This window comes from Paenibacillus sp. J22FR83 (genome assembly GCF_059691955.1).
In genome coordinates this window covers 562545-575269 of sequence record NZ_JCAUAM010000003.1, presented here as the reverse complement: position 1 = coordinate 575269, position 12725 = coordinate 562545, and the positions used below count along the sequence as shown (strand labels likewise).

The following is a 12725-nucleotide window of genomic DNA, read 5'->3' as shown; positions in this document are numbered from 1 at the left end:
CAACTCATTTGATAAAGAAGTTCATCTGACACTCACAAAAAAACAAACCAAAGAGGTAAAGGCGCATCCCGAAATTTACAAGTTCGTCCCTTCCACGTCCACCTTTGATTTTTTGGATTTGCAGGAGAACTTGTTTTACCCGATTTCTTTTCGGGTTGTTCGATTCATACTGCCTAATGGCACGTATGAAACTGTCATTACGAATCTTCCTGCCGACAATTTTCCACCCGATGAACTTAAATCCATATATAACATGCGATGGGGGATTGAAACCTCGTTCAGGGCATTAAAATACACCGTCGGTCTGACGAATTTTCACGCAAAAAGACGAGAGTCCGTCATACAAGAGATTTTCGCAAGAATGATCATGTACAACTTCGCTGAAATGATGACCTCGCACGTCGTCATTTCCCAAATGCATAAACGGCACCAATACTAAGTCAACTTTACGGTTGCCGTTCACGTTTGTAGACATTTCCTGCGCTCAAGTGACAATGAACCCCCGTCCGATGTTGAAGCATTGATTCGCAGAAACGTTTTGCCGATTCGTCCCATTCGCCCAGGGCAGCAGAATACGCGCAAAACCCGCTATAAATCATCGGTTAGCTTCGTCTACAGAGTAGCATAATTCGGCTCATATGAACATTTTTTTAGCGGATTGTCCATCCGCTTGTTTGCTATGCACTTTTTTTATGCTTGCATAAAAAAACAAACGGCACAGGTGTTTTTCCCATGCCGTTTCGATTTCATAATTGTTCTTGGTCTTGTCATTGAATTTATCTTAATGACATTGGGAAAGATTCCTGTCCTTTTCACACTAGGTTTTGGGCTGACGGGTACCATCAATCGGCTTCGTAATACTAAGCCTAGTTTTACTTGCGAGTACAGGACGACGAAGCAATATGGCGAAGAAGCTTTTGGCATTGAACGGGATAAACGGCCACATATAGGGGGCATCGTAGGATTTTTTTGAAGCCAACATGATGAGCCACAACGTTGAACCTATCACGAATCCAGGAACGCCAAATATAGATACTGTGATTAATAACGCTAACCTCACGATGCGATTCGCCAAACCTAATTCGTAGCTTGGCGTAGCGAACATCCCGATCGACGCTAGCGCAAGATAAAGGATGACTTCGTTAATGAAGAGGCCAGTCTTAACGGCTATATCTCCGACCAAGATCGCGGCCACCAACCCCATCGCAGTAGCAAGAGGTGAAGGGGTATGTACCGCTGCCATCCGCATCAGGTCGATCCCTATATCCGCTATCAGGAATTGAATAAGGAGCGGTAACGTCCCCTCTTTCTGCGGACCAAGGAATTCAAGCCCTGCTGGCTTTAAGGAAGGCTCCATCACCATGAGATACCAAAGCGGCAGCAAGAATATCGACATCATAATACCTGCGAAACGTACCCATCTCAAATAGGTTCCGATAAAAGGTGTATTCCGATATTCCTCCGCATGCTGTACATGGTGGAAAAAGGTCGTCGGCAAAATCATAACACTTGGAGATGTATCCACAAACACGCAGACATGCCCTTCGAGTAGATGTGCTGAGACTACGTCTGGACGCTCTGAATAACGCACCATGGGATATGGATTCCAACCCTTATTTACAATCATTTCCTCTAATTGTTTCTCACCTAGGGGCAACCCATCGATCTCTACTGATTTCATTTTATCTTTCACATCTTGGATAAGTGAAGCATCGGCAATATCGTTAATATATCCGATACATACATCAGTCTTCGTACGCTTACCAATTTGCATAATTTCTAATTTAAACCGCTCATCACGAATGCGGCGTCTAACGAGCGTAACGTTCGTTAACAGCGTTTCTACGAAACCATCACGTGAACCCCTGACCACACGCTCTAGATCTGGTTCAGCAATTGAGCGAATAGGAAAGGTTTTGGCATCTACCGCGATAGCTGTCGTAACTCCCTCAATAAAGAAGGCAGTACCGCCCATTAACACTTGTCCAACAATCTCAGACATTTTCGTATAATGCTTCACTTGAATATGTGGAATTAGTTTCTCTATAAACGTCTCCAACGTATGGTGAGCAACTTCTTCACTGTCTGCATAAGTCAATCGTGTAATGATATCCGTCAGTACGGTATCTTTCGCGAAGCCGTTGCAATAGAAGATGCCTACCCGCTTGTCCCCAAACACCATCTCACGCATCACAAGGTCAAAACTTCGATTCAATCCAACCCGTTCTTCCAATACACGCTGTACGTCTCGCAGGCTTTTCGGAATATCCTCTTGAATCTTAAGTGCCTTCTCTTGAGGTGTCATATTCGTAATGGGATTATAGGGTGATAAATTCCCTTCCTCATCGATAGCCAGCTTCTCTTCATGTTTATGGTCATTATTCCCTTGATTCTCATCTGCGTGCAATTCTTGCAAATTTTCTTTTTCATCTTGTTGATCATTTCTAACTAAAAATTTCATGGGTGCGCCACCTTCCTCCGCCCTTTAATAAAATATCCATTCAAACAAGGAACCGATAACTTTTCCGAAAATCATAGCCATTAAGAGCACAATCCGATAGGAATCCATCCCTACTCTTTTAGCCAAAATGGGCAGTACGTTGACGATTTCAGTCAGCGCTGCAGCTAGTAAACCAACGAAGCAACCTGCAAATAAGCCAAAAAGTGCCGCACCCATCGGGAATAAGTGCAGATGCAAATCACTGAAATCAACCCAAGTAAACAGGAGTGAACCTAATACAACCGCTGCTTCATATGCGTGAATTTTGGAAAATGAACGTGTGATTTGCGCTAACCTAGGGATGATATCTAGAACGACTAGGAAGGCGACCATACCACTCCCGACTGCAATACCCCCAGCTAATCCGATGAACGCGGCTAGGAAAGATTCCCCGAACAGCGTAATCACTTCGCATCCTCTTCTTCGTTAATTTTGGAGTATTCTTCTGTAATCACATAATGATTAATGTTTTCTTGATACATGAACATCTCAACTTCCAATGGACTCGGTTCTTCATTGAATTTCTTTTTAAACAGATGGTTGAAGAAGAGGACCATGCCTGCTCCGATGCCAATCGAATAAGGGATTTGCAAGATGAGTGGATGATCCACCTTTTTACCTGTCATCAATTCATATATTCGCTGATGTACGGCTAGCATGGACACGTCTGCGTGGAAATTCATAATCGCCAGCCCTGAGCCAATAAATAAAAGCAGCCAAACGACCCCAATGAGAAGCGGATTAGCCTTCTTATTATCGGTATATATCTCCAACAGCACATGTGGTTCACCAAAATGTTCAACTTGCAGTTCAGGGAACTGCTTCTTTACTTTACGAATGATTAATAGCATGTCGATGAGTACGCGATTCCCATCCTCTTGCTGAGGTTGATGAATAATCATTTCGTTCAGTGCTTGTTCATATTCAGGATCGACAAATAGCTGTGCAATATGGTGCAGTCTTACGATCTGACCCTTGCGAACGCGCGCTTTGCGGCGCAGACGTATGTATAAATATTTATTCACGATCTGGACCATGGTTCACCCCTCTCAGAGCTTAACACTGTCAATTCTGCCTGCAGTCATCCATGTCTAGAAATAGTATGCAAATTCCTACCTTTGTGTAATCCATTCACGATCTGGTAAATTCTCCATGCATAAAGTCGGTTATAGCAAGGCATGTTAAATAGGGAATACGAATACTTATTCCATATAAAGAAGGTGATAACATGGCAAAATTCGCGTTGACACTTGTCATCATTGGTGCGCTGAATTGGCTTCTAGTTGGGCTTTTCGAATGGGATTTAGTTTCTGCTCTGCTCGGGGGAGATTCACACCGTGAATCCTCAGGGATAAGTCGTATCGTATACACCCTCGTAGGTTTATGCGGGATATATTGCGTCAGATTTTATGCTGTAGACCGTTATTCCGCAAGGTAAAAAGAGTTCGGTGTATATCATACAAGCCGCTTATCATCCCTGATAACTATCATCATGGGAAATTAGCGGCTATATGTATATACACAGAAAAACCGTACTCCCATAGGGAGCACGGTTTATTCACTACATAGACCGAACCATTATTGAGCAATCTGATCTTTGATCGATTGCAGAATCTTCTTTTCCAAACGCGATACCTGCACTTGCGATATGCCTAGCCGGCTAGCCACTTCCGATTGCGTCTGATCTCGGAAATAACGGAGATAGACAATAAGCCTTTCACGCTCTGAGAGCGTCCCAATTGCCTCATTCAAGGCTAACTTCTCGAACCATTTCTCTCCTGATTCGTCTGAAATTTGGTCCATGAGCGTGATGGGATCTCCATCATTCTCAAATACCGTCTCATGAATCGATGAGAGAGGTTTATTCGCCTCTTGCGCGAACACGACCTCCTCCGGTGTAATCATCAGCTCTTCGGCAACCTCTTTGATCGTTGGGAGCCTTCCCAAGCGTTTCGAAAGCTCATCCTTCGTCTTGCGAATTTTATTCGCAAGCTCCTTCAGAGAGCGACTTACCTTTAAGGTGCCGTCATCCCGCAGAAACCGCTGTATTTCCCCGATAATCATCGGTACGGCATAGGTCGAGAATTTGACATCATACGATAGATCGAATTTGTCCACGGACTTCAATAGTCCAATGCACCCGATCTGGAACAAGTCTTCGGCTTCGTAACCACGGTTCAAAAAGCGCTGAACCACGGACCACACCAAACGGATATTGCAGCTGACAAGTGTTTCTCTAGCGAGTCCATCTCCGGATTGGCTGAGGGCGATTAACCGTTTGACTTCCGAATCGTCTAAATAACTATGAGAAGCATGCTTCAGATCAACATCCATAGATCCTACCCCTAATTGTATAAAGCTTTTTTAGATTCAATTCGCTTCAACATGTTTATTTTCGTTCCGATTCCGACGGCCGTCACAACTTCCACTTCGTCCATGAAATTTTCCATAATTGTAAAACCCATTCCAGAGCGCTCAAGCTCTGGTTTCGACGTGTACAAGGGCTCTTTCGCTTGCTCTAAATCAGCAATACCTTCACCCTTGTCCTCAATTGTTAAACGAATCGTGTCATCATCAATTTCAGCTGAAATGGTAATGACACCATCCGTATTATTGTTATAACCATGTATAATCGAATTCGTTACGGCTTCAGATACAACCGTTTTGATATCCGTCAATTCATCTAATGTTGGATCTAACTGCGAAACGAATGCAGCGACTGCTACACGCGCAAATGCTTCATTCTCAGATCGGCTGGCAAATTGCAGGGTCATAAAGTTACGTTCACTCATAAGGCAACCTCCAAACTGGACATTGCATTACGCTCATTATCTTGAATCGTCACAATTTTAAACATCCCTGAAAGCTCGAACAATCGATAAACGGCCGGTGACACGTCACAGACGACCATTTTGCCGCCTTTGCTCGTGATTTGCTTGTAACGACCAAGAATAACACCAAGCCCTGAGCTATCCATGAAGGAGAGATCTTTCAAACTAAGAATCAAGTGGTGCGTCTGCTCTTTCGCAATCGCATCCTCCATCCTCGCCTTCACACTATCTGCCGCATGATGATCCAGCTCGCCTTTCAATCTAACAATCAGCGCTCTTCTGCCTTGCTCAAACTCAATTTGCAGGCCCAATATGTTCACTCCCTTCGGTCATGAACAGTAGTTTCTACACCTGAGCGGGCAATTCCTGCCCCCCGACAAAACTAGAAGAAAACCGCTAAAAGTAGGCAAATTACTCGATCACATCATCTTCGATTCGCCGTTTTCCGCATTAATCCGTGGTAAACAATTGCGATGTTGTGCGCTTGAACAGTTTCCACCAAGAGGCTTTGTCAACAGCTTGTGGAGATGCCAAAGGGTACTCAGCTAAGACATTATCCCCATTGTAGACCATGATTTTACCAATCGGTTGACCTTCTGTTACGGGCGCTCTCAAGCTTGGATCAAGTTGCAATTCATGTCGGATATTTGCCGTGTCCGTTCCTTTTTTCATTAAAATGCTATAATTTTGACGCGCAACTAAAGGTACCGTTGATACTTGGCCTTTATTGATCGTGAAGCTTCCTAAGCTATCTCCCGTTTTGAACAATGGATAATTCGTATATTGCGCGAAAGCATAATCAAACAACTTCGTTACTTCCGCATTTCGTGTTTTGGTATTAGGCTCACCTAGTACCACAGCAACAACACGTAAATTATCTCTTTTCGCTGTGGCTGACAAACAGAATTTGGCTTCACTGGTGTAGCCTGTTTTCAATCCATCGGCTCCGCTATAGAAACGTACTAATTTATTCGTATTTACAAGCCAGAACGGCTTAGGTGAGTCTTTGCGTAAATAATCTTGGTAGGCACCTGTAAAATTCGTAATCCCTTCATGCTTCAGAAGCTCACGTGACATAATCGCAATATCATTCGCGGTTGTGTAGTGATTCGCCACAGGAAGTCCATTACAGTTAGAGAAATGGGTGTTCTTCATCCCGAGTTGCCCTGCTCGCTCATTCATCATGGCAACAAAATTTTCTTCCGATCCGGCAATTTTCTCTGCCATAGCAACAGAGGCATCATTTCCTGAAGCCATTGCAATGCCCTTCAGCATTTCTTGAACAGACATTTGTTCACCTGGCTCTAAGAAAATCTGTGAGCCCCCCATGGAAGCCGCATATTCACTAACGCTGACTTTCTCATCCATTTTGAGGGTGCCTTTGTCAACGGCTTCCATAATCAATAACATCGTCATGATTTTGGTAATACTCGCTGGCGGAAGTTTGGCATCCTTATTCTTCTCCGCAATTACCGTGCCCGTATCCGCATCCATGAGAACAGCAGACAGCGCATTCGGTGTAAGATCCACTGGCTCTACTTTCGTTTCGGCCGCATAAGCCGCTGGCAGGGCCAGCATCATACTTAGCCCCAAACAAATTAAACTGATTAGCCCTTTTTTTCGCATAGCAATTGTACCCCTCCTGTGATGTATGAAGTGAAAGTTTTGGCATTTTGCAGCATGAATGACTGCTAATCAGTGTTGACGAATTTCCTGTAAATTATTCCATGCCCGTGAAAATAAGCCACAACGAGAAAAAGCACCTTCCGTTAGAAAAGTGCTTTCTCCGTGCGACTTACTCGTAACTATTATTATTCGATGACATCATAAATTAATTGTTTCGGTGCTGGCTGCGTTGACGTAATTTTATAGGCATCACGAATCATGCCTTCAACCTCAGCCACATCTTGGCGATTCGCATGGATGGTACATATGGATTCCCCTACTTGTACCGCATCCCCTATCTTTTTATTTAACGTCAGTCCTACCGCATAATCAATAGCGTCTTCCTTCTTCGCTCGCCCCGCACCAAGGACCATAGCTGCAATTCCGATATGTTCTGCTTGAATCTCATTAATGAAACCAGCTTGCTGGGCCAGAACCTCGCTATGATATGCGGCCGTTGGCAATAACTCAGGTTGATCAACAACGCGCGAGTCGCCACCTTGGTTGGCTATAAAACGTTTAAACGTATCCAAAGCCTTTCCATTGATAATGATGTCACGAACAGCTTCCTGCGCCTCCTCAAAGGAGGTAAACACCTTACCTAGGACTGCCATATAAGCGGCAACTGAAATCGCAACTTCCGTTAGCTCTCTGTCTCCTGTTCCGCGCAGCACCTCGATAGATTCTCGAATTTCATTCGCGTTGCCGATCTCTCTGCCAAGTGGCTGATCCATATCGGTTATCATCGCGATCGTTTTCCGATTCAGGCGCGTTCCGATATCGACCATTGTACGTGCGAGCACTCTGGCATCCTCGACCGTTTTCATAAAAGCACCGGAACCAATTTTCACATCCAAGACAATCGCTTCCGCGCCAGACGCAATCTTCTTACTCATGATAGAACTTGCGATCAATGGGATTGAATCCACCGTAGCCGTCACATCACGCAAAGCATAGATTTTCTTATCCGCAGGAGCCAAATTACCACTTTGTCCAACAATAGCAATTTTGTTCGTGTTCACTGCTTCAATAAAGGCTTCTTTCGACAACTCAATCTGAAATCCTGGAATGGATTCTAACTTATCTATCGTTCCGCCTGTGTGCCCCAAGCCTCTTCCTGACATCTTCGCAACAGGTATACCAAGGGAAGCAACCACAGGCCCAACAATAAGGCTTACTTTATCCCCCACGCCACCCGTGGAATGTTTATCTACTTTCACCCCGGCAATTGCAGATAAATCAATCATTTCACCTGATCCCGCCATCGCTAACGTAAGAAACGAGGTTTCTTCATCCGTCATGCCATTTAAGAAAGTCGCCATCAAGAAGGCGGACATTTGATAATCAGGTATTGTCCCCGCGGTATATTCATTAATGATAAACGTAATTTCCTGTTCATTTAGTGCTTCACTAACACGTTTCTTATGTATTAAATCAACCATTCTCATGATATTGCCTCCTTAACGTTTTCGCCAGAAAACTGACATCGTAAGCATCCGCTTTACATCCATCTTACATCACAATCAGAATAATAGAAAAAAGGGAGCTAGTAGCCCCCTCTCATCTGTCATCTATGAAGATTATTGTACAATTAATTTAGACTTCATTTTGGCATGTCCTTCGCCGCAAGGAAGAACACAATCAATTTCATATGTACCTGGTTTGTCAAACGTAATTTCTTTCGAAGGGTTTTCTTTATCAAGCTTAATATCCAACCCAACAATTTCAATCGCGTGTACGCCTTCTTTTAAAGATAAAGATACTTTCGTAGGCTCACCTTTTTTGATTGTGTACTCTGGCGTATCGAACTGCCAGTTTGAAGCAACTAGTTTCAGCTGTTGCATTTTACCAGCGGCAGCCTCGGCTTCCTGTGCCTCTTGGCGATCAGAAATATCTTGAAAGAGGACTCCCAGCCCCAATGCGCCCGCAAGTATAAATAGTACAAAGAAAATCCACTTTTGCATGCATATCCCCCTCATCGTGTGTTCACTTCATCTATTCTACCTAACATCAGAGAATAATCCCATATCTAGTCCGTGGCAAAACTTTGACTATTTCGTGACAGAATTGTGAACTGAACTCTATCTTACTATTGCCCATTCCAGAACAAATTACACGCGATTCCAACGATCACTGATTTTGAAGCCTCCTGGATTACTCTGAGGTTTCCAGTCAGATTGCTTTATTGGCTGCGACGCCGCTGCGCTTCCACTCTCTGAGAGCTTTCTAATATCACGAGTGAGACGCGTGCTGCAACTTACACACAGCTTATGCACACGAATTGGTTCTGCACATGAAGCACATTGGTAACTTAAATTAGGATAATCAGAAAGCTGTAACTTGCCTTCTTTCATCCACACTTGTAATTGAATATTGGAAACGCCTGTAGCAGCACAAACCTGCTCATTGGATGAACGGTAATTTCTACGGAGATAATTCACACAATCCATTAATTGGTCGTTGATGCTGGTGCTGCAATCCATGCATTGGTTGCGTAGATTTCTTTGAAATACTTTCCCGCAGCGCGGGCAATTGGCCACCATGAGTTGCCCAGGAACTGCCATGCTCCAACACATCCTTCTATGGAATAGGTAATCTCTCTCTGAGAAATTATCATCGAATATAGTTCTAATTAACTACATTCTATCATGAGTCCCATACGAAGGATAGGTCTTAAGGAGCTAATATCCACAATAAATCATGATTATTTCCCAATCCCTTTTATCCCAATTGAACTTCGCGCACGAAAGCTTTCACCAACGCAATAAATTTGGGCTTCGTTCGATTGGCCACAGCTACAACCTGCTCATGTGTCAAAGGTTCAAGCTCTTCACCAATAGCCATATCTGTAATACAAGATATGCCTAGAACTTTAAGACCGGCGTGTCGAGCTGCAATTACTTCGCCTACAGTAGACATACCGATTGCATCACCACCGATACGCGCAAGCATCGTCAACTCTGCAGGCGTGCAGTAGGTAGGACCTGTAATGCCCGCATATACACCTTCTTGCAGCTGGAGTGGGCAACCATCCTCTCCGATCACAGTTGTTGCCAACTTACGAGCAAGATGGCGATAGTCACGATTATAGGCTTCAGACATATCAGGAAAACGAACGCCAAGTTCAGCATGATTCGGCCCAATCAGCGGGTTAGCACCTGTCATATTGAGGTGATCACTAATCAACATCAAATCACCAGCTTGGAAGGAGCGATTCATGCCTCCCGCGGCGTTCGTCATAACAACGGTCTGCACCCCGATCGCTTTCATCACATAAACAGGGAATACCACTTTTTGCATATCGTAGCCTTCATAATAATGAAAACGTCCTTGCATCACGATAACTTGTTTGCCTTCCAACGTACCTATCACAAAACGGCCTTCATGCCCCTCTACCGTCGATACTGGGAAATGAGGAACCTCACTATAGTCAATTGCGATTGGCTGCTCAACCTGATTGGCCATATCACCAAGACCTGAACCTAGAACGAGTCCAATGGATGGTGACACACCACCTAAACGCGATTGGATGAAGCTAGCAGCCTCTTTGATTTGTTGCAAGTAAGTCAATGTCATGTTGTTCTCCTTTTCTGCTTATAGCGCTTCAATAATCCCGAGGACCAGCTTCAAGAACTTAGGTTTAACCTTCTCCGTCGTTTCCATAACTTCTGCATGCGATAGCGGTTGATCTAATATACCCGATGCCATATTGGAAATACAAGAAAAGCCTAATACTTCAATGCCCGCATGGCGAGCGACGATAACCTCAGGAACAGTAGACATTCCAACCGAGTCTCCACCCAATGTACGGAACATGCGAATTTCAGCCGGTGTTTCATAGTTAGGACCGAGCAATCCCACGTATACACCTTCTTGTAGTTTAAAATCCTGGGTTGCCGCAACATCATGCGCTAACTTGCGCAGACGTTTACTGTATGCTTCCGACATATCTGGGAAACGAACGCCTAGAGCGGAATCGTTCGGTCCAATTAACGGATTGCGGAACGTCATATTCAGATGGTCGCTGATCACCATAAGATCGCCAACTTGATAGGACTCATTGATCCCGCCTGCAGCGTTGGTAACAATTAAAGTTTGTACACCGAGTTCTTTCATTACACGGACAGGAAAAGATACCGTCTCAGCGCCATACCCTTCATAAGCATGGAAGCGCCCTTTCATTATGAGAACTTGTTTACCCTTGATGGAGCCCACAACAAGCTCTCCAGCATGTCCTTCCACAGTTGAGACAGGGAAGTGCGGAATACGTGAATAGTCGATAACGATGGGTTGTTCAATCAAATCTGCTAGAACACCTAGACCTGAACCGAGAATAAGACCAATTTGTGGCGTGATATTTGTTTCGCTTTTAATAAATGCTGCTGCTTCTTTAATTTCTTGCATCATGGATGTTCCTGACATGTTTGCATGCCTCCTCAAATTTATGTATTCCGGCTTTATTTCAAGAGATGTAGAAAACTCTCACCATACTTAGTTGGTTCTACGCCAAAGTTGTCAGCGATTGTCGCACCTAAATCTGCGAAGGTACTCCGAATTCCCAAGGAAACGGGTGATTGGAAACAAGGGCTATATAGCAAAACCGGTACATACTCGCGTGTATGATCAGTCCCTGCATGAACAGGATCGTTCCCATGGTCCGCAGTTAAGATAAGCAGATCATTTGGCCCAAGGCCCGCTTTCAATTGTGGTACATAGGCATCAAACTCTTCTAATGCCCTACCGTATCCCTCAGGATCACGTCGATGGCCATATAAGGAATCGAAATCAACCAAATTGGTAAAAGCTAGACCTTTAAATGACGTTCCAAGCACATCAATCGTTTTTTGAATGCCATCCAAATTGCTCCTCGTCGAGGTCGCTTTCGTGACCCCTTCACCGTCAAAGATATCATTAATTTTGCCAATAGCGATAACATCCCAACCAGCATCCTTCAGTTTATTCATGACAGTAGGCTCTGGTGGTTTGACTGCGTAATCATGACGGTTAGGTGTTCGTTTAAACGCTCCTGGCGTACCTAGATAAGGCCTTGCAATAACACGCCCCACGGCAAAATCATCTTGCATCGTTAGTCTGCGAGCAATCTCGCAAGCGCGGTACAGCTCATCTAAAGGAATGATGTCTTCATGGGCCGCCAATTGAAAAACACTATCAGCAGACGTGTAGACAATCCAAGCGCCTGTTTTCATTTGTTCTTCACCGAGCTCATCCAGAATCTCAGTCCCCGAAGCTGGTTTATTGCCAATCACCTTCCGCCCTGTCTCTTGCTCAAACTGTGAGATTAAGGCCTCAGGAAAACCGTCTGGGAATACTTTGAATGGTGTAGAGATACGAAGCCCCATTAATTCCCAGTGACCTGTCATCGTATCTTTGCCAACGGACACTTCTGCCATTTTGCCATAATAACTTTCTGGAGACGATACAGGTGGAATCCCCTGAATATGTGCAATATTGCCTAGTCCCATTTGCTGCAAGTGTGGCAGCGCAAAGCCGCTTACTTTCTCTGCTATATGACCAAGTGTGTGTGCTCCTAAATCACCAAACTGATCAGCATCCGGCAATTCTCCGATGCCTACGCTATCTAATACGATCAAACTAATTCGTTCAAAGCGCACCGATGTCCCTCCAAATCAATTCCTAATTGTAATGATATCCACCCTTCATTATCCCACTTCCAACCCACGAATGCAAAACAGCAGCAATTCCGGTTG

General features: G+C 44.3%; 15 protein-coding genes. 2 read left to right on the top strand and 13 right to left on the bottom strand.

Annotation, left to right across the window (positions count from 1 at the left end; genetic code table 11):
- Window positions 1-439: transposase (locus tag AC58PV_RS08395; protein ID WP_497431799.1), on the top strand; the 439-nt coding region annotated here is incomplete at its 5' end.
- Between the two features lie 378 nt (window positions 440-817).
- Here AC58PV_RS08395 and AC58PV_RS08390 read toward each other — a convergent pair.
- Genes AC58PV_RS08390 through AC58PV_RS08380 form a run of 3 tightly spaced genes read right to left on the bottom strand, consistent with a single transcriptional unit; the run spans window position 818 to window position 3537 of the window.
- A complete protein-coding gene (locus AC58PV_RS08390; RefSeq protein WP_497431798.1) occupies window positions 818-2461 on the bottom strand; it encodes a spore germination protein in 1644 nt (547 codons plus the stop codon).
- A 24-nt stretch (window positions 2462-2485) separates the two neighbouring features.
- Entirely contained in the window at window positions 2486-2908 is a 423-nt protein-coding gene (locus tag AC58PV_RS08385) for a stage V sporulation protein AB (protein ID WP_497431797.1), read from the bottom strand.
- Window positions 2905-3537 carry a stage V sporulation protein AA gene (locus tag AC58PV_RS08380; RefSeq protein WP_497431796.1) on the bottom strand — a complete coding sequence of 211 codons (633 nt, stop codon included), beginning with the start codon at window positions 3535-3537 and terminating at the stop codon, window positions 2905-2907. Before AC58PV_RS08380 ends, AC58PV_RS08385 begins: the two co-directional genes overlap by 4 nt.
- A 191-nt stretch (window positions 3538-3728) precedes the next feature.
- Between AC58PV_RS08380 and AC58PV_RS08375 the strand changes: the two genes are divergently transcribed.
- Window positions 3729-3938 carry a DUF378 domain-containing protein gene (locus AC58PV_RS08375; RefSeq protein ID WP_497431795.1) on the top strand — a complete coding sequence of 70 codons (210 nt, stop codon included), beginning with the start codon at window positions 3729-3731 and terminating at the stop codon, window positions 3936-3938.
- A gap of 140 nt (window positions 3939-4078) precedes the next feature.
- Here AC58PV_RS08375 and sigF read toward each other — a convergent pair whose 3' ends face one another.
- The 10 genes from sigF to deoB form a co-directional block, all read right to left on the bottom strand.
- The gene (gene sigF / locus AC58PV_RS08370) at window positions 4079-4834 is read right to left on the bottom strand and encodes an RNA polymerase sporulation sigma factor SigF (RefSeq protein WP_028554229.1); all 756 of its coding nucleotides are present in this window, start codon (window positions 4832-4834) and stop codon (window positions 4079-4081) included.
- 11 nt (window positions 4835-4845) lie between these two features.
- Window positions 4846-5292: an anti-sigma F factor gene (spoIIAB, locus tag AC58PV_RS08365; protein WP_068661952.1), complete on the bottom strand. Its 447-nt coding sequence runs from the start codon at window positions 5290-5292 to the stop codon at window positions 4846-4848.
- Window positions 5289-5642, bottom strand: a complete 354-nt coding sequence (gene spoIIAA, locus AC58PV_RS08360) for an anti-sigma F factor antagonist (protein ID WP_068661953.1) — start codon at window positions 5640-5642, stop codon at window positions 5289-5291. The genes spoIIAB and spoIIAA overlap by 4 nt, the downstream gene beginning before the upstream one ends.
- A 139-nt stretch (window positions 5643-5781) precedes the next feature.
- Window positions 5782-6957 carry a D-alanyl-D-alanine carboxypeptidase family protein gene (locus AC58PV_RS08355; protein ID WP_497431794.1) on the bottom strand — a complete coding sequence of 392 codons (1176 nt, stop codon included), beginning with the start codon at window positions 6955-6957 and terminating at the stop codon, window positions 5782-5784.
- Window positions 6958-7142: 185 nt separating this feature from the next.
- Window positions 7143-8444: a pyrimidine-nucleoside phosphorylase gene (locus AC58PV_RS08350; RefSeq protein WP_497431793.1), complete on the bottom strand. Its 1302-nt coding sequence runs from the start codon at window positions 8442-8444 to the stop codon at window positions 7143-7145.
- Between the two features lie 132 nt (window positions 8445-8576).
- The gene (locus AC58PV_RS08345) at window positions 8577-8960 is read right to left on the bottom strand and encodes a cupredoxin domain-containing protein (RefSeq protein ID WP_497431792.1); all 384 of its coding nucleotides are present in this window, start codon (window positions 8958-8960) and stop codon (window positions 8577-8579) included.
- Between the two features lie 147 nt (window positions 8961-9107).
- Window positions 9108-9560, bottom strand: coding sequence for a flagellar protein (locus AC58PV_RS08340; protein WP_497431791.1), 453 nt, complete (start codon window positions 9558-9560; stop codon window positions 9108-9110).
- 157 nt (window positions 9561-9717) lie between these two features.
- Window positions 9718-10572 (bottom strand): purine-nucleoside phosphorylase, encoded by an 855-nt coding sequence (locus tag AC58PV_RS08335; RefSeq protein WP_497431790.1) that lies wholly within the window; start codon window positions 10570-10572, stop codon window positions 9718-9720.
- 18 nt (window positions 10573-10590) lie between these two features.
- The gene (locus AC58PV_RS08330; protein ID WP_497431789.1) at window positions 10591-11418 is read right to left on the bottom strand and encodes a purine-nucleoside phosphorylase; all 828 of its coding nucleotides are present in this window, start codon (window positions 11416-11418) and stop codon (window positions 10591-10593) included.
- Window positions 11419-11453: 35 nt separating this feature from the next.
- Window positions 11454-12629 (bottom strand): phosphopentomutase, encoded by a 1176-nt coding sequence (deoB, locus tag AC58PV_RS08325; protein WP_497431788.1) that lies wholly within the window; start codon window positions 12627-12629, stop codon window positions 11454-11456.
- Window positions 12630-12725: the final 96 nt, after the last annotated feature.

Excerpts from the sequence above, each read along its gene's own strand:
- AC58PV_RS08335 (WP_497431790.1), bottom strand. The coding sequence starts at position 10,572 with ATGACATTGACTTACTTGCAACAAATCAAAGAGGCTGCTAGCTTCATC.
- AC58PV_RS08355 (WP_497431794.1), bottom strand. The coding sequence starts at position 6,957 with ATGCGAAAAAAAGGGCTAATCAGTTTAATTTGTTTGGGGCTAAGTATG.
- spoIIAB (WP_068661952.1), bottom strand. The coding sequence starts at position 5,292 with ATGAGTGAACGTAACTTTATGACCCTGCAATTTGCCAGCCGATCTGAG.
- sigF (WP_028554229.1), bottom strand. The coding sequence starts at position 4,834 with ATGGATGTTGATCTGAAGCATGCTTCTCATAGTTATTTAGACGATTCG.
- AC58PV_RS08345 (WP_497431792.1), bottom strand. The coding sequence starts at position 8,960 with ATGCAAAAGTGGATTTTCTTTGTACTATTTATACTTGCGGGCGCATTG.
- AC58PV_RS08380 (WP_497431796.1), bottom strand. The coding sequence starts at position 3,537 with ATGGTCCAGATCGTGAATAAATATTTATACATACGTCTGCGCCGCAAA.
- AC58PV_RS08330 (WP_497431789.1), bottom strand. The coding sequence starts at position 11,418 with ATGTCAGGAACATCCATGATGCAAGAAATTAAAGAAGCAGCAGCATTT.
- AC58PV_RS08350 (WP_497431793.1), bottom strand. The coding sequence starts at position 8,444 with ATGAGAATGGTTGATTTAATACATAAGAAACGTGTTAGTGAAGCACTA.
- AC58PV_RS08375 (WP_497431795.1), top strand. The coding sequence starts at position 3,729 with ATGGCAAAATTCGCGTTGACACTTGTCATCATTGGTGCGCTGAATTGG.
- AC58PV_RS08340 (WP_497431791.1), bottom strand. The coding sequence starts at position 9,560 with ATGGCAGTTCCTGGGCAACTCATGGTGGCCAATTGCCCGCGCTGCGGG.
- AC58PV_RS08390 (WP_497431798.1), bottom strand. The coding sequence starts at position 2,461 with ATGAAATTTTTAGTTAGAAATGATCAACAAGATGAAAAAGAAAATTTG.